We start from the raw sequence: 15,974 nt of genomic DNA on the forward strand, positions 1-15,974 counted from the left end.
GACCCGACCGCGGACCGCCCAGGAGCCCCTCGTGACCAGCGTGCTCGACACCGCCGACCTGCGGCGGCGGGTCCAGGCCGCCCTCGACGCCGAGCTGGAGCGCCAGGCCGGGGTGCTCGCCGAGCTCGGGCCGGACGTCGAGGACCTCCTCGGCGCCGTCGCCGACCTGCTGCGCGGCGGGAAGCGGCTGCGGGCCGCCTTCCTCTACTGGGGCGCGCGGGCCGGCGGCGCGGCCGACTCCGAGGCGCTGGTCCGGCTGGCCGCCGCGATGGAGGTCTTCCAGGCGGCGGCCCTCATCCACGACGACGTCATGGACGACTCCGACACCCGCCGCGGCCGTCCCGCCGCGCACCGCGCCCTCGCCTCGCGGCACGCCGACCGCGGCTGGTCCGGCGACGACGAGCGGTTCGGCCTGGCCGGGGCCGTCCTCGCCGGCAACCTGTGCCTCACCTGGACCGACGAGATGTACTCGACGTGCGGGCTGCCCGGGCCGGACCTGGCCCGCGGCCGCGCCGTCTTCGACCGGATGCGCACCCAGCTCATGGCCGGGCAGTTCCTCGACGTCGTCGAGTCCATGCGCCCGTGGGCGGGCCTCGGCGACGCCGAGCGGGTCGAGCGGGCGGGCCGGGTCATCCGCTACAAGAGCGCGAAGTACACCGTCGAGCACCCGCTGCTCATCGGCGCCTCGGTCGGCGGGCTCGGCGACGCCGGGCTGGCCGCGCTCTCCCGCTACGGCCTCGACGTCGGCCGCGCCTTCCAGCTGCGCGACGACCTGCTCGGCGTCTTCGGCGACCCCGGCGAGACCGGCAAGCCCGCCGGCGACGACCTGCGCGAGGGCAAGCGCACCGTCCTGCTCGCGCACGCCCTGGCCGGCACCGACGCCGCCGGTCGCGAGCGGGTCGACGCGCTGCTCGGCCGGTCCGACCTGTGCGACGAGCAGGTCGACGAGCTGCGCTCGGTCATCACCGGCTCCGGGGCGGTCGCGGTCCTCGAGGAGGAGATCACCCGCCTCGCCGCCTCCGCCCGGCAGGCGCTGGCCGACGCCGAGGACCTCGACGCGCAGGCGCGCGGGGTGCTCGAGCACCTCGTGACGACGGCGACGGCGCGCTCGGCCTGAGCGCACCGGGTCCGACCCCACGGGCCGGCCCACGCCCGCCGGGGGCGGCGATGCGTCCGGGGCGGCTACGCCTCCGGGGCAAGGACGGCCCAGCCGTGCGGCGCCACCGGCCCGCCCCGCTCGCGGGTGGCCGGGTCGGCGGCCAGCACCGTCCCGGCCCCGGCGTCCAGCGGCTCGTCGTCGAGGTTGAGCGCGACCCGCAGCGACTCCCCGTCGGCGGAGACCTCCAGCACGTACCGGGTGTTCGTCAGCGAGACCGCGCGCGAGCGCGCCCGGTGCAGCCACGGGTGGCGCCGGCGCAGGCCGAGCAGCTCCTGGTGCAGGGCGAGCACCGCGGGGTCCGCGCCCGGGGTGTCCGCGGGGTCGGCCGGCAGCTCGGGGCGGACGGCGTCGTCGCCCCCGGCCCGGTCCTCCTTGACCCCGCGCAGCCCGAGCTCGTCGCCGGCGTAGACGGCCGGGGTGCCGCCGAGCAGGGCGAGCAGCACGACGGCGTGCGGGTGGTGCCGGGCGTCGGTGACCCGGCTCGCGATCCGCGTCGTGTCGTGGTTGCCGACGAAGGTCACCGGCACGAAGGTGTCGAGGAAGGCGTCGTGGCGCCCGAGGGCGTGGTCGAGCTCGTGGAGGTTGGCGTCCTCCAGGCTCGACCACACCGCCTTCCACAGCTCGTACTGGGTGAGGGTGTCGGCGGTGCTGGCCTCAACGAACGCGGCGTAGTCGCCGTGGATGACCTCCGCCTCGAACCACGCGTCCGGGTGGGTGCGGCGGACCTCCGGCAGCACCGCCGCCCAGAAGTCGGTCGGTACGGCGTAGGCCGCGTCCAGGCGCCAGGCGTCTGCGCCGCGGTCCAGCCAGTGGCGCAGGACGTCGGTGACCTCGGCCCGCACCTCCGGCGAGCCGTGGTCGAGGGTGACGAGGGCGTCGTGCCCCTCGAAGGAGTGCAGGTGCAGGGCCCCGTCCTCGCCCACGGTGTGGCGCACCCGGCGGGCGGCCTCGCTGCCGGGGCCGTCGGCGAGCGCCGCCGCGACCCACGGATGGTCGCGCCCCACGTGGTTGAAGACGCCGTCCAGCTGAACCCGCAGCCCCCGCTCGTGGGCGGCCGCGCAGAGCCGTTCGAGGTCCTCGTCCGTGCCGAGCCGGGGGTCGACCCGGCGATGGTCGAGGGTGTCGTAGCCGTGGCCGGACGCGGCGAAGACCGGGCCGAGCGCGACCCCGCCGGCGCCGAGCCGGACGACGTGGTCCAGCCACGGGAGCAGGCGCAGCAGCCGGTGCTCGTCCGGCGCGACGGGGCCGGACGGCGGCTGCGGGAAGGCCCCGACGGCGCCCAGGGGGTAGACGCGCCACCACAGCGCGTGCTCGACCCAGGCGGGCTCGGGGCTCAGAACGCCTCCTCCATGGCGCGCCGGCGGACCTCGGTCTTGAACCCGGCCCGGATGGCGTCCAGCGGCGTGCCCGGCACCGGCAGCGTCCCGTCGGGGGTGTGCAGCCAGCGGACGATCTCGGTGTCGTCCATGCCGCCGTCGGCGAGGACGGTGAAGGTGCCGCGCAGCGCGGGGATGACGCCCTCGTCGTCGAGGAAGCCCGCGGGCACGGCGACGACGCGGCGCTCGCCGACCCGCAGGGCCAGCAGCTCGCGCTCCTCGATGAGGCGGCGGACGTCCGAGAGCCGCATCGACAGCCGCTCGGCGAGGTCGGGGACGGTGAGCCAGGAGGGGACGAGGGTCTCGACGTCCGGGGCGGGCTCGGGCACGGGGTCGCTCACGACGCCAGCGTGCCACAGCGGACCGGCAGCCCGTCCCGGCCCCGGTGCCCGCGGCGACCCCGGTCCGGAACCGGTCCCGCGAGGCTCCTGCGTCCCACGCGTCACTCGGGTACCGTGTTGCCCCACTGCACACACCAGCCCCACGAGCCGGGGCTGCACCCCACGCCACGAAGGACAGGGTCGATGGTCGCCGCCGCTCCCCCTCCCGCCATGCCGCCGGCCGAGGCCGTGACGACGCTCGTCACCCCCGCCCGGGTCGCGCCGCACGGCTGGACCACCTACCGGGTCCGTCCCGGGGACACCCTCGACGGCATCGCCGCCCGGCACCGCACGACCATCGGCGCCCTCGTGGCCCGCAACCACGTGCGCGACCCCGGGCTCATCCACCCGGGCGACCGGCTGCAGGTCCCCCGCACCTCGGCGGCCCGCTCCGGCTCGACGCCGGCCCGCAGCGGCACGACGCACGTCGTCCGCCCCGGCGAGACCGTCAGCGGCATCGCCGCCCGCTACGGCGCCTCGGTGTCGGGCGTCCTCAAGGCCAACGGCCTCACCGCCCGCACCCTCATCCACCCGGGCGACCGGCTCGTCGTGCGGGGCTCGCGCTCGGCCCCGCGCACCAGCGCCGCCCGCGCCACGAAGCGCTCGACGGGCGGCGCCGGCCGGACCTACACCGTCCGCCCCGGCGACACCCTGAGCGACATCGCCCAGCGCTACGGCACGACCGCCGGGCGCATCGCCGCGGCCAGCCACGTGTCGACCCGCTCGCTGCTCCAGGTCGGGCAGCGCCTGCGCATCCCCGGCGCCTCCAGCGCCCACCCGGTCCCCGACAGCTTCGCGGGGGTCACCTACCCCGACGCCGTCGTCGCCGCCGCCCGCCGCAACCACGCGACGCTCGCCACCCGCTCGGTGCCGAGCCGCTCGCAGGTGCGCGAGCTCGTCGCCCGCACCGCCCGCCGGCACGGGGTCGACCCGCGGCTCGCGCTCGCCATCTCCTACCAGGAGTCGGGCTGGAACCAGCGGGCCGTGAGCCCCGCCAACGCCGTCGGCGTCATGCAGGTCATCCCCTCCGCCGGCGACTGGGCGTCCTCGCTCGTCGGGCGGCGGCTGGACCTGCTGGACGCCGAGGACAACGTCACCGCCGGTGTCGTCATGCTCCGCGCGCTCGGCCGGTCGACGTCGAGCACGAGGACCACCGTCGCCGCCTACTACCAGGGCCTGGCCTCGGTGCAGTCCCGCGGGATGTACGCGGACACGCGGCACTACGTCCGCTCCGTCATGGCGCTGCGCGCGACGATGTGAGCGACCCGGTGGGCACGAGGGGGTGAGGCCGTGACTACGTACACTCGTGCGGTGTCACCGACCGGCGACGCCCTCATCGGGCACCTCCTCGACGGGCGCTACCGCGTCGAGTCCCGGCTGGCCGACGGCGGCATGGCCACGGTCTACCTCGGCGTCGACACCCGGCTCGAGCGCGAGGTGGCGCTCAAGGTCATGCGCCCCCACCTCGTCCACGACGACACCTTCGTGAGCCGCTTCCGCCGCGAGGCCCGCTCGGCGGCGTCGTTGTCGCACCCCAACGTCGTCGGCGTGTTCGACCAGGGCCGCGACGGCGACCACGTCTTCCTCGTCATGGAGTACGTCGCCGGGCCGACCCTGCGCGAGGTCCTCACCGACGAGGGCCCCCTCTCGCCCCGCGCCGCGCTCGACGTCCTCGACCCGGTGCTCCAGGCACTCGGCGAGGCGCACGCCAAGGGGCTCGTCCACCGCGACGTCAAGCCCGAGAACGTCATCCTCACCGGCGCCGGCACGGTCAAGGTCGCCGACTTCGGGCTGGCCCGCGCGGTCTCGAGCCAGACGATGACGAGCTCCAGCGGGGTGCTGCTCGGCACCGTCGCCTACCTCTCGCCCGAGCAGGTCGAGCGCGGCATCGCCGACGCCCGCTCCGACGTCTACGCCGCCGGCCTCGTCCTGTTCGAGATGCTCACCGGAGCCAAGGCGTTCACCGGCGAGACCCCGATCCACGTCGCCTACCAGCACGTGCACGGCGGCGTCCCCGTCCCCTCCGAGCGGGTCGACGGCCTGCCGCCGGTGCTCGACGACCTCGTCGCCGTCGCCACCTCGCGCGACCCCGACGACCGTCCCCGGGACGCCGGCGAGCTGCTGGCGCTCGTGCGCCGCACCCGCACCGGCCTCACCCCGACCGCCCTCGACGCCCGCCCGGCGGGCTCCGAGGCCCTGGCCGCCGCGTCGGTGCCGACCTCCACCGCCGCGCTGCCGGTGGGTGCCGTCGCCCGGGCGGGCCGCGACCCGCGCGGACCACGGGGGCCCCGCCGTCCGCAGGGCCCCCGTGGCCCCCGGTCCGGCACCGGCACCGACGCGCTGTCGGTCCCGCCGCCGCCGCTGGAGGGCGTCGTCGTCGCGGGACGCGGCCACCGGCGCCGGACCTGGTGGCCGGCCGCGGTCGCGTCGGTCGCCCTGGCCGCCCTCACCGCGTGGTTCTTCCTCCTCGGCCCCGGCGCCGTCGCCACCGTGCCGTCGGTCCTGCAGCGTCCCCTCGACCAGGCGGTCGCCGCCGTCCAGCAGGCGGACCTCGACCCCACGGTCACCCGGGCGTTCTCCGAGGACGTCGCCAAGGGCACGGTGATGACCGTCGAGCCCGGCGTCGGGTCGACGGTCGGCCGGGGCGAGCAGGTCGTCCTCACCGTGTCCCGAGGTCCGGAGCGCTACGAGGTGCCCGACGTCGCCGGGATGACCCGCAAGGAGGCCGGCCGGCAGCTGGGCGAGCGCAATCTCGCCCTCGGCCGGGTCACCGAGCGCTACAGCGAGACCGTCCCCGACGGCCAGGTCCTCTCGCTGCGCCCCGAGGCCGGCGCCAGCGTCAAGCCGGACACGAAGGTCGCGCTCGTCCTCAGCAAGGGCCGCCGGCCGGTCCCCGTGCCCGACGTCACCGGTCAGGGGGCCGACGCCGCGACGGCGACGCTGCAGGACGCCGGCCTGGAGGTGCAGCGGTCCGAGGAGAACAGCGCCACCGTGGCGGCCGGCGACGTCGTCTCCCAGTCCCCCCGCGACGGCACGCTCTACCGCGGCGACACCGTGAGCCTCGTCGTCTCGAAGGGGCCGGTCATGGTCGAGGTGCCCGCGGTCGTCGGGAAGCAGCTGCCCGAGGCCCGGCGCATCCTCGAGGAGGCCGGCTTCGAGGTGCAGGTGAAGAAGGCGCTCGGCGGCATCTTCGGGACGGTGCGCTTCCAGGACCCCGAGAACGGCCTGGCGCCGGAGGGCAGCACCGTCACCGTGACCATCGTCTGAGCCGCCGGTGACCGACCCCGTCCGGCTCGCCCGCGTGGCGACGCTGATGCTCCTCGCCGTCACCGCGGTGTGGGGCTCGACCTTCTTCCTCATCCGCGACCTCGTCGCCACCGTGCCGGCGGCCGACTTCATCGCGGTGCGCTTCGCCATCGCGGCGCTCGTCATGCTCGTCCTGTTCCGGCGACAGACCCTCGCCCTGTCCCGGGCCGACCTGCGGCTCGGGGCGGGGCTCGGCGTGCTCTACGGCCTGGCCCAGCTGCTGCAGACGGTCGGCCTCCAGCACACGGCCGCCTCGGTCTCCGGGTTCGTCACCGGCACCTACGTCGTCCTCACCCCCGTGCTCGCCGCGCTGCTGCTGCGCGACCGGATCGACGCGGTCACGTGGGGCGCCGCGCTGCTCACCACGGCGGGGCTGGCCGTCCTGTCGCTGCGGGGGTTCTCGGTCGGCTACGGCGAGGGCGTGACCCTGGCGTCGGCCGTGCTCTACGCGGGGCACATCGTCGTCCTCGGTCGCTGGTCGACGCCGTCGGCGGCGGTCGGGCTGGCGACGGTGCAGGCGGGCGTCATCGCCGGCATCACCGCGGTCGCGGCGGTGCCCGGCGGGCTGACGCTGCCGGACGGGACCGGCCAGTGGGCCTCGCTGCTCTACATGGCGGTCGTCGCCGGCGCGGCCGCGCTGTGGGCGCAGACCTGGGCCCAGGCGCACCTCACCGCCACCCGCGCCGCGATCGTCATGGCCATGGAGCCGGTGTTCGCCGCCCTCTTCGCCGTCCTCCTCGGCGGCGAGGACGCCACGACCCGGCTCCTCGTCGGGGGCGGGCTCGTCGTCGCGTCGATGTACCTCGTCGAGCTGCGCGGCGTCCTGGCCCGGCGCCGGCGTCGCGGGGCCACCGCCGCCGACGACCCCCCGGTCGAGGCCCTGCACCACGACGTCTGACGGCGGGACGGGCGCGACCGGGGGACGGGCGGACGACACGCAGACGGAGGCCGGGGCCGGGTTCCGGCGGGTCGGGCGGGTAAAAGGCGCGACGTGTCGTCGGCCCGTCGGGCGCGACCGGCTCAGGCGGAGGCGAGGACCTCTCGCGCGGCGGCGACGGCGGTGTCGGTACCGGCGTCGTCGACGTCGAGGTGCCAGACCAGGCGCACCGCGGCCGGGCCGACGGCGTAGGTGCGGACCCCGTGGGAGGCCATGCCCTCGACGAACGCGGCCGAGCCCAGCCCCGCCGCCCCGACGTCGAGGACGACGATGTTCGTCTCCACGCCCTCGGGGTCGATGACCCCCGGCGCGGCGTCGGCGCAGGCCTGCGCGAAGCGCCGGGCCCGGGCGTGGTCGTCGGCCAGGCGCTCGACGTGGTGGTCCAGCGCGTGCAGCCCGGCGGCCGCGAGGATGCCGACCTGCCGCATCCCGCCGCCGTAGCGCTTGCGCCAGACGCGGGCCGAGGCCATCGCCTCGGCGGACCCGACGAGCACCGACCCCACCGGAGCCCCCAGGCCCTTGGACAGGCACACCGAGACGGTGTCGAACTCGGCGCCGTAGTCGGCGAGCGGCACCCCCGAGGCGACGTGGGCGTTCCACAGCCGCGCGCCGTCGAGGTGCATGGCCACCCCGCGCTCGCGGGTGGCCGCCCGCACCTCGCGGATCGCGGCGAGCGGCTGGACCGTCCCGCCGCCGAAGTTGTGCGTGTTCTCGACGACGACGAGCGCGGTCTCGACCTGGTAGGGCCCGACGCCGGTGGTGACGAGCGACATGGGCCCGGCCGGGTCGAGCAGCCCGCGCACGCTGGGCCAGGTGCGGCTCGTGATGCCGGAGAACACCGCCGCCGCCCCGAGCTCGGCCCGCACGACGTGCGCCTGCTGGTCGGCCACGAGCTCCTGGCCCGGCGCGACGTGCAGCCGCAGCCCGAGCTGGTTGGCCATCGACCCGGTCGGGGTGAACAGCGCCGCCTCGTGCCCGAGCAGCCCGGCGACCCGCTCCTCGAGGGCGCGGACGGTCGGGTCCTCGCCGAAGACGTCGTCGCCGACGTCGGCGCCCGCCATCGCCGCGCGCATGGCGGGCGTCGGCCGGGTGAGGGTGTCGGACAGGAGGTCGACGGCGACGTCGGGCATCGGCGGGGTCAGTCCTGCCCGAGCATCTCGGCGACGAGGAAGGCGAGCTCGAGGCTCTGCTGGTGGTTCAGGCGCGGGTCGCACACCGACTCGTAGCGCGTGCCGAGGTCGGCGTCGAGGATCTTCTCCGACCCGCCGATGCACTCGGTGACGTCGTTGCCGGTGAGCTCGACGTGGATGCCGCCCGGGTGGGTGCCGAGCCCCCGGTGGACCTCGAAGAAGCCGCGGACCTCGTCGACGACGTCCTCGAAGTCGCGGGTCTTGAAGCCGGAGGAGGACTCGAAGGTGTTGCCGTGCATCGGGTCGCACACCCAGGTGACCGGCGCGCCGGAGGCGGTGACCCGCTCGACGATGGTCGGCAGCGCGTCGCGCACCCGGCGCGAGCCCATCCGGGTGATGAACGTGAGCCGGCCGGGCTCGCGCTCGGGGTCGAGGAGGTCGATGACCCGCAGCAGGTCGTCGACGTCGGCGTTCGCGGAGACCTTGACCCCGACCGGGTTGCGGATCCGCGAGACGAAGTCCAGGTGCGCGCCGCCGAGGTCGCGGGTGCGCTCGCCGACCCACACGAAGTGCCCGGAGGTGTCGTAGAGGTCGCCGGTGCGCGAGTCGACGCGGGTCAGCGGCCGCTCGTAGTCCAGCAGCAGGGCCTCGTGCGCGGAGAAGAACTCGGTGGTCTTCATCCGGTCGAAGTCGGCGCCGCAGGCGCTCATGAACCGCAGCGCGCGGTCGATGTCCTTGGCCAGCCGCTCGTAGCGCGCGAAGGCCGCGTTGGCGACGAAGCCGCGGTTCCACTCCTGGACGTGGCGCAGGTCGGCGAAGCCGCCGGTCGTGAAGGCGCGCACGAGGTTCAGGGTGGCGCTGCTCGCGTGGTAGGCCCGCACGAGCCGCTGCGGGTCCGGGGTGCGGGCCTCGGGCGTGAACTCGAAGTCGTTGACCATGTCGCCGCGGAAGGCCGGCAGGGTGACGCCCTCGCGGGTCTCGCTGTCGCTGGAGCGCGGCTTGGCGTACTGCCCGGCCATCCGCCCGACCTTGACGACGGGGACGGACGCGCCGTAGGTGAGCACGGCGGCCATCTGGAGGATCGTCTTGACCCGGTCACGGATGTTGTCGGCCGTCGCCGAGGCGAAGGTCTCGGCGCAGTCGCCGCCCTGGAGGACGAACGCCTCGCCGCGCGAGACCGCGGCCATGCGCTCCTTGAGGACGTCGCACTCCCCCGCGAACACGAGCGGCGGATAGGTCCCGAGCGTCGACACCGCCGCCTCGAGGGCCACCGGGTCGGGCCAGACCGGCTGCTGGGCGGCCGGAAGGTCGTCGCCGCCGGCCGGGGCCGGCAGCGCGTCGGGGGTCGTCGTCGTGCTCACCCGGCCATCGTAGGTGGGGTGGACGGCGGCCACCGGTCCGGCCCGGATCACGGACCCCGGCGCCACGCGTCAGGCCGGGTCGTCGTCCTCGAGGCCGTGGGCCAGGGCGAAGCGGACGAGCTCGACCCGGTTGTGCAGGTGCAGCTTGCCGAGGGTGTTCTGCACGTGGTTCTGCACGGTCCGGTGCGACAGCCCGAGCTGGGCGGCGATCTCCTTGCTGCCGAGCCCGGTGGCGACGAGCCGCAGCACCTCGGTCTCGCGCGCGGTGAGCTGCGGGATGGGGCGCTCGGGGTCGCGGTCGGCGGCGGGGTCGGACCCGGCCGAGCGCAGCCGCCGGAACTCGCCGAGGACGAGCCCCGCGAGCCCCGGGGTGTACACGGCCTCGCCGCGGGCGGTCGCGTGGACGGCGGCGAGGATCTCGGCCGGCGCGGCGGACTTCACGAGGTACCCGGTGGCCCCGGCCTTGATGGCGTCGAGGACGTCCTGCTGCTCGCCACTGGCCGAGAGGATGAGGACGCGGGTCTCGAGGTCGCCGAGCGCGCGGCACACCTCGTCGCCGCGCAGGCCGGGCAGGTTGAGGTCGAGGACGAGGACGTCGGGGCGGGTCGCCCGGGTCCGGCGCACCGCCGCCGGTCCGTCGGCCGCCGTGCCGACGACCCGGACGCCGCGCGAGGTGAGGTCGCGCTCCAGGGCGGCGAGCCACAGCGGGTGGTCGTCCGCGACGAGCACGCTCGGGGAGGCGGTGTCCTCGGCGAGGTCGGTCATCTCTGCTCCTCGGGGCGGCGGGGCACGACGATGCGCACCGTGCATCCTGCCCCGGGACGGGTGGTCCACGTGGCCGAACCGCCGAGGTCCTCGACCCGGCCGCGGATCGACCCGCTGACGCCCATCCGCCCACGCGCCGCGGCGGCGTGCAGCTCGGCGAGGTCGGCGCCGGCGCCGTCGTCGCGGACGGTGAGCTCGACGCCCTCGGCGTCGCCCTCGAGCAGCACCCAGGCGCGGGCGCCGTCGCCGGCGTGCCGGTCGACGTTGTCGAGCACCGCCGCGAGGACCGCTGCCAGCTCGCGCGCCACCTGGGGGTCGACGGCGAGCGGGTCGGCGGGCACCGCCACCGACACCCCCGGCCGCTCGACGGCGCTGACGACGAGCCGCAGATCGGTCTCGGCCCCCTCGGCGCCGTGCAGGTCGGCGACCCCGCCGCCGGGCGCCCCCGCCCCGGACACGAACCGGCGCAGCGCCCGCTCCTGGTCGGCCGCGAGCCCGCCGAGCTCGGCCGCCTCTCCCCCGAGGTCGCTGCCGCGACGGTGGATGTAGGCCAGCGACTGCAGGACCCCGTCGTGGACGACCCGGGCGATCCGCTCCCGCTCGCGCAGCCGCTCCCGTTCCAGGAGCACCTGCTCCTCGCGGGCCTGCCCGGAGCGGGCGAGGTCGACGGCCAGGCCGATGAGGCTGCCGAGGAGGACGAGGATGACGATGTTGTGGATGGTCGACTGCGTCGGCCGCCCGGCGATCTCGACGAGGTCGGCGACGGCGACGGCGGCGGCGGCCAGCAGCCCGCCGCGGGCCCCGACCGTCACGGCGGTGCCGACGACCGAGCCCGCCGCCCACACCGTCGGGAGGGTGAACTGCCCGGCGGCGACGGCGGCCGCCCCGTCGGCCAGCGGCGTCGCGAGGACGGCGGCGACGGCGATGCCGACCTCGGTGACGACGACCGCCCGGCCCCGCCGGCGGTAGGACAGCAGCGCGAGGGACCAGGCGAGCATCATCCCGAGCGCGACGCCGGCGACCCACGGCCGGACCATGTCCTCGTGCCGCTGCCAGGCGAGCACCGCCGCGTAGAGGACGGCGAGCGGGCGGAAGACGTCGAGGCCGCGGTGGAACGCCTCGACGACGACCGGCTCACGGCGCCCGGTGCGGGACGAGCGCGGCCCCAGGACCCCCACGGGAACGCTCAGCTCGCGCGCCGCTGCCGGCCGTCGTCCTCGCCGGCGTCGTCGTCGCGCAGGCCCTGGTGGTCGAGGGTGTCCTCGAGCTCGCCGACCGCGCGGCCGGGGGCGGCGGCCTCGGCGGCCTCCTTGGCCTTAATCTTCTTCTCGCGGGCGATCCGGTCCTTCATCGCCGTCGCGTACATGTCGACGTACTCCTGGCCGGAGAGCTCCATGAGCGAGTACATGATCTCGTCGGTGACCGAGCGCAGGACGAACCGGTCGCCCTCCATCCCCTCGTACCGCGAGAAGTCCAGGGGGCGGCCGATGCGCACCCCGATGCGGACGAGCTTGGGGACCTTCGTGCCGGTGGGCTGGGCCTTGTCGGTGTTGATCATCGCGACCGGGATGACGGGGACGCCGGCCTCGAGCGCCATCCGCGCGACCCCGGTGCGGCCCTTGTAGAGGCGGCCGTCGGGGCTGCGGGTGCCCTCGGGGTAGAGGCCGAGGATGTCGCCGCGGGTGAGGACCTTGAGCCCGGAGCCGAGCGCGGCCTCGCTGGCCCGCCCGCCGGAGCGGTCGATGGGCAGCTGCCCGACGCCCTTGAAGAACGCCGCCGTGAGCCGGCCCTTGAGGCCGACGCCGGTGAAGTAGTCGGACTTCGCGAGGAAGGTCATCCGCCGCGGCACGAGCAGCGGCAGGAAGATCGAGTCCGAGAACGAGAGGTGGTTGCTCGCGAAGATCGCCGCGCCGGACTCCGGGATGTGCTCGGCGCCCTCGACCCACGGTCGGAAGAGGAGGCGGAGGACCGGCCCGAGGACGACCGTCTTCAGGAACCAGTAGAACAACCGGACCACCCTTCTGCGCGTGTCCTCGGCAGCCTAGTGCACCGGCCGTGGACGGCGAGGTGGCACGAGAACGCACGCCCGCGACCGTTCCTCCCCGCCGGGCGTGCGAAGATCTGCGGGAGGACCGAGCAGGAGGAGGGGCACCCGTGAACGACCGCCCCGGTGAGATGGACGAGCGCGACGTCGACGAGCGCTTCGCCTCCATCGTCGCGCGCTGGGACGTCGCCGACGACGCGACGTCCGCCCCGGGCACCCCCGCCCGACCCGACCCCCGCCCCCGCCCGGACGCGCCGTCCGACGCCGCCGGACCCGCGCCGCGCGAGGACACGCCGCGGGCCGAGGACCCCGAGCCCCCCGCCGCCGAGCCCCCGCCGCGGCGTCCCGTCGTCAACCCCTCGCCCATCACCGGCGTCCACGCCTCGTCGTGGCGGGTCGTCCAGCCGCCGGACCCCGACGCCCCGCCCGTCGTCGCGCCGGGCCCCGACGACGACGAGCACTTCGAGCCGCCGTCGGTGCAGCTGCCGCCGCAGGAGGACCTGCACTTCTGGGGCGCGGTCCTCGGGCTCGTCGCCGGGCCGCTGTGCCTCGTCTACGTCGCGATGGCCCGCCCGTTCCACAGCACCCGGTGGTTCCTCGCCGGCCTCGCCCTGAGCCTCGTCGGGTTCGCCCTGCTCGTGCTGCGCAGCCCGTCGAACCGCGACGGCGACGACGACGGCGCCCGGGTCTGACCCGACCCGCCGGTCCAGGTCGTCGCCGGGCTCACCTCGGCCGGGGCACCTCGAGGTCGACCCAGGCCGCCCGGTGGTCGCTGGCGCGGGCCCACACCCCCTCAGGTACCGACACCGCGCGCGTCGGGGCGGGCACGAGGTCCGGCGAGGCGAGCAGCACGTCCAGCCGCCGGCGCGGGGCACGGGCCGGGTAGGTCGGGCCGGCGGGCCCAGCGACCCGCAGACCGCCGGCCCCGGTGAGCAGCCGGAAGGCGTCGCCGTCCTCGCCCTCGTTGAGGTCGCCCGCGAGCACGAGCGGCGCGGTCCCGTCGAGCGCGGCGAGGACCGACCTCGCGTGCCGGACCCGCTCCGGCGCCTTGAGCCCGAGGTGCACGGACACGGCGGTCAGCTCGGTGCCGTCGGCCAGCCGCACCCGCGCCCGCGCCCACCCGCGCGTGCGGTCGGGCCAGCGCACCGGCAGGCGGTGGTGCGAGCCCGCCACGAGGGTGACCCGCGGCGAGAGCAGCACGGTCGTCCCGCCGCTCCCGCGGTGCGGTCCGCACCGGCGCAGGCCGCAGGCGGCGGCGAAGCGGCGCAGCCGCAGCGGTGCACCGAGGCGGCGGGGCACCTCCTGGAGGCACAGCACGTCGGGGTCGACGGCCCGCACGATCCGGGCCGCGAGGCGGTGGTCGTCGAGGAAGTCGCGGGTGTTGTACGTCGCGACCCGCACCGTCGTGGCGCCGCCCACGTCGGGTCAGCCGGAGCCGGGCGCGACGACGGGGGCGGCGTCCCCGGGCGGGACGTCGTCGGCCCCGTCCGCCGGGCGGTGCCCCCGCTCCGCGGGGTCGCCCGCCTCGGCCCAGGCCAGGGCCGCGGCACCCACCCGGGCGAGGTCGGCGGCCCCGACGAGACCGGCCTCGTTCCCGAGCTCGGCCGCGACGACCCGCGCCTCGGGCCGGTAGCCGCGGCCGGTGAGCTGGCGGCGGTAGGCGTCCCGGGCGGGCGCGAGGAGCAGCTCGCCGGCGGCGCTCACGCCCCCGCCGATGACGAAGGTGCCGGGGTCGAGGGCGGCGGCGAGGTCGGCGATGCCGACGCCGAGCCAACGCCCGATCTCGGCGAGGAGCTCGCGGGCCAGGGGGTCGCCGTCGCGGGCGGCCTCGGTGACCAGCGGTCCGGTGAGCTCGCCGGGGTCGCCGCCGACCCGCTCGAAGAGGTCGGAGACGACGGGGCTGCCGGCGGACATGAGCAGCCGGGCCTCACGGACCAGCGCGTTGCCGGAGGCGTACTGCTCCCAGCACCCGCGGTTGCCGCACTCGCAGCGGATCCCGTCCGGCACGACGCGCATGTGCCCGAACTCGCCCGCGATGCCGAACCGGCCGCGCAGCACCCGGCCGTCGAGGACGATGCCGCCGCCGATGCCGGTGCCGAGGTTGACCAGGACCAGCGAGCTCTCGCCGCGGCCGGCCCCGAACCGGTACTCCGCCCAGGCGGCGGCGTTGGCGTCGTTGTCGACGAAGATCGGCAGGTCCAGCCGCGACCCGAGCGCCTCGCGCAGCGGTTCGTTGCGCCAGGACAGGTGCGGCGCGAAGACGACCGTGGCGCGGTCGGCGGCGACGAACCCGGCGGCGCCGATCCCGACGGCGACGACGTCGGCCGAGGACGCCAGCAGCTCCTCGACGGCGGAGACGATCGTGTCCTCGACGACCCGCGGGCTCTTCGAGCGGTCCGGCGTGACCCGGCGGGCGCGGGCCAGCACCGCGCCCGTGGCGTCGACGAGCCCGGCCGCGACCTTGGTGCCGCCGATGTCGACGCCGATGGCGAGCGGACCGTCAGCCACGACGGCCCTCCGGGTGCTCGTCCGCGGCGTCGCCGTCCGGCGCGGGGCCCGCGGCGGAGTCGTCCGGCGCGGACGGGTGGCCGTCCGGTGCGGTGGGCTCGCCCCGGGCGGCGGCGTCACGGGCGCGGGCGCTCGCGAGGTCGCCGAGGACGGTGGCCGCGAAGCCCGCGAGCTCGGCGAGCCCGCTCAGGGTCTCGGGGCTGAGGCGGCGCACGAAGGCCGAGGCGCGGCACACCGGGCACCACTGGCACACCGGGTCCTCGCAGGTGAACCCGGACCCGGCGCCGGCCGGTCCCGGCTCCTCGCCGCCGGTGGCCGCGGACCAGGACGACCCCCGGTCCTCGGCCGAGGCCTCCCCCGCGGCCGGGGGGTCGCCGGCCGCCGGTCCGCGCGCGGCCGCGGCCTCGGCGGCGTCGGACCCGGCGCGGCGCAGACTCTCCAGCAGCCGTCCGGCCTCCTCGGCGACGCTCCCCACGTCGTCGGACCAGCGCTGCGCGGTCATCCCCGCGCTCACCCCTCGACGCGCTTCTTCAGCTCCGTGAGCGCGGTGCTGATGATGTGCTTCTCGGCCTTGCGCTTGAGCATCCCGATCATCGGCATCGTGAGGTCGACCTCGAGGTCGTAGGTGACCCGGGTGCCCTCGCCGACGCTCTCGAGGGTGTAGCTGCCGGTGAGACCCTTGAGCAGGTCGGCCCGCACGAGGTGCCACGAGATGACGCCGGTGCCGTCCTCGCCGACGTTCCAGTCGTACTCCAGGACGTAGCGGTCCTTGATGGCGCCGGCGTCGAGGACGAACTCGACCTGGTCGGCCCAGCCGTCGCCGTCCTCGCTGAGGACCCGGCACTCCTTGACCTGCTCGGCCCACTGCGGGTAGGTCTCGAAGTCGGCGATGACGTCGAGCACCTCGCCGGGTGCCGCGGCGATGTCGACGGAGGAGCGCGTGCGGTCGGCCATGGCCCGCAGGCTACCCGCCGCCTGGGGCCTAGAGTTGAGGGCCCGCCCCCGCGT

At 76.3% G+C, this 15,974-nt stretch carries 16 protein-coding genes; 5 read left to right on the top strand and 11 right to left on the bottom strand.

From position 1 onward, the window contains the following. Positions 1 to 31 precede the first annotated feature (31 nt). On the top strand, positions 32 to 1,117 hold the full coding sequence (locus EPD83_RS03145) for a polyprenyl synthetase family protein (RefSeq protein WP_128365294.1): 1,086 nt from the start codon (positions 32 to 34) through the stop codon (positions 1,115 to 1,117). A 65-nt stretch (positions 1,118 to 1,182) separates the two neighbouring features. Here EPD83_RS03145 and EPD83_RS03150 read toward each other — a convergent pair whose 3' ends face one another. Both EPD83_RS03150 and EPD83_RS03155 read right to left on the bottom strand, forming a co-directional pair. Further along, the gene (locus EPD83_RS03150) at positions 1,183 to 2,604 is read right to left on the bottom strand and encodes an alpha-amylase family glycosyl hydrolase (RefSeq protein ID WP_235950322.1); all 1,422 of its coding nucleotides are present in this window, start codon (positions 2,602 to 2,604) and stop codon (positions 1,183 to 1,185) included. After that, complete coding sequence (locus EPD83_RS03155) at positions 2,493 to 2,876, bottom strand: Rv2175c family DNA-binding protein (protein WP_235950323.1); 384 nt, start codon at positions 2,874 to 2,876, stop codon at positions 2,493 to 2,495. The genes EPD83_RS03150 and EPD83_RS03155 overlap by 112 nt, the downstream gene beginning before the upstream one ends. Positions 2,877 to 3,059: 183 nt before the next feature. Here EPD83_RS03155 and EPD83_RS03160 point away from each other — a divergent pair, with 183 nt between their 5' ends. From EPD83_RS03160 to EPD83_RS03170, 3 genes are read left to right on the top strand one after another with little or no spacing between them, the layout of a single operon-like run. Then, positions 3,060 to 4,175: a LysM peptidoglycan-binding domain-containing protein gene (locus EPD83_RS03160; protein ID WP_128365295.1), complete on the top strand. Its 1,116-nt coding sequence runs from the start codon at positions 3,060 to 3,062 to the stop codon at positions 4,173 to 4,175. Between the two features lie 51 nt (positions 4,176 to 4,226). Continuing rightward, positions 4,227 to 6,182: a Stk1 family PASTA domain-containing Ser/Thr kinase gene (gene pknB / locus EPD83_RS03165; protein ID WP_235950313.1), complete on the top strand. Its 1,956-nt coding sequence runs from the start codon at positions 4,227 to 4,229 to the stop codon at positions 6,180 to 6,182. Positions 6,183 to 6,189: 7 nt separating this feature from the next. After that, complete coding sequence (locus tag EPD83_RS03170) at positions 6,190 to 7,119, top strand: DMT family transporter (protein WP_235950314.1); 930 nt, start codon at positions 6,190 to 6,192, stop codon at positions 7,117 to 7,119. A gap of 122 nt (positions 7,120 to 7,241) precedes the next feature. Here EPD83_RS03170 and EPD83_RS03175 read toward each other — a convergent pair whose 3' ends face one another. The 5 genes from EPD83_RS03175 to EPD83_RS03195 form a co-directional block, all read right to left on the bottom strand. Continuing rightward, positions 7,242 to 8,288, bottom strand: coding sequence for a threonine aldolase family protein (locus EPD83_RS03175; RefSeq protein ID WP_165566193.1), 1,047 nt, complete (start codon positions 8,286 to 8,288; stop codon positions 7,242 to 7,244). 8 nt (positions 8,289 to 8,296) lie between these two features. After that, a complete protein-coding gene (locus tag EPD83_RS03180; RefSeq protein ID WP_235950315.1) occupies positions 8,297 to 9,649 on the bottom strand; it encodes a class II 3-deoxy-7-phosphoheptulonate synthase in 1,353 nt (450 codons plus the stop codon). Positions 9,650 to 9,718: 69 nt separating this feature from the next. After that, positions 9,719 to 10,414, bottom strand: coding sequence for a response regulator (locus tag EPD83_RS03185; protein WP_128367822.1), 696 nt, complete (start codon positions 10,412 to 10,414; stop codon positions 9,719 to 9,721). After that, positions 10,411 to 11,592 carry a MacS family sensor histidine kinase gene (gene macS, locus EPD83_RS03190; RefSeq protein WP_165566194.1) on the bottom strand — a complete coding sequence of 394 codons (1,182 nt, stop codon included), beginning with the start codon at positions 11,590 to 11,592 and terminating at the stop codon, positions 10,411 to 10,413. Before macS ends, EPD83_RS03185 begins: the two co-directional genes overlap by 4 nt. Before the next feature lie 8 nt (positions 11,593 to 11,600). Then, complete coding sequence (locus EPD83_RS03195; RefSeq protein WP_128368161.1) at positions 11,601 to 12,422, bottom strand: lysophospholipid acyltransferase family protein; 822 nt, start codon at positions 12,420 to 12,422, stop codon at positions 11,601 to 11,603. A 146-nt stretch (positions 12,423 to 12,568) separates the two neighbouring features. Here EPD83_RS03195 and EPD83_RS03200 point away from each other — a divergent pair, with 146 nt between their 5' ends. Beyond that, positions 12,569 to 13,150: a hypothetical protein gene (locus tag EPD83_RS03200; RefSeq protein ID WP_128368160.1), complete on the top strand. Its 582-nt coding sequence runs from the start codon at positions 12,569 to 12,571 to the stop codon at positions 13,148 to 13,150. Positions 13,151 to 13,181: 31 nt separating this feature from the next. Here EPD83_RS03200 and EPD83_RS03205 read toward each other — a convergent pair whose 3' ends face one another. Genes EPD83_RS03205 through EPD83_RS03220 form a run of 4 tightly spaced genes read right to left on the bottom strand, consistent with a single transcriptional unit; the run spans position 13,182 to position 15,920 of the window. Next, a complete protein-coding gene (locus EPD83_RS03205; protein WP_235950316.1) occupies positions 13,182 to 13,877 on the bottom strand; it encodes an endonuclease/exonuclease/phosphatase family protein in 696 nt (231 codons plus the stop codon). A gap of 6 nt (positions 13,878 to 13,883) precedes the next feature. Continuing rightward, entirely contained in the window at positions 13,884 to 14,966 is a 1,083-nt protein-coding gene (locus tag EPD83_RS03210; RefSeq protein ID WP_128366787.1) for an ROK family glucokinase, read from the bottom strand. Beyond that, positions 14,959 to 15,480 carry a hypothetical protein gene (locus EPD83_RS03215; RefSeq protein WP_128366788.1) on the bottom strand — a complete coding sequence of 174 codons (522 nt, stop codon included), beginning with the start codon at positions 15,478 to 15,480 and terminating at the stop codon, positions 14,959 to 14,961. Before EPD83_RS03215 ends, EPD83_RS03210 begins: the two co-directional genes overlap by 8 nt. Beyond that, on the bottom strand, positions 15,477 to 15,920 hold the full coding sequence (locus EPD83_RS03220) for an SRPBCC family protein (protein ID WP_128366789.1): 444 nt from the start codon (positions 15,918 to 15,920) through the stop codon (positions 15,477 to 15,479). The genes EPD83_RS03215 and EPD83_RS03220 overlap by 4 nt, the downstream gene beginning before the upstream one ends. Between the last annotated feature and the right edge of the window lie 54 nt (positions 15,921 to 15,974).

The sequence above is a fragment of the Phycicoccus flavus genome, assembly GCF_004025965.2.
GTDB classification, from domain to species: domain Bacteria; phylum Actinomycetota; class Actinomycetes; order Actinomycetales; family Dermatophilaceae; genus Phycicoccus; species Phycicoccus flavus.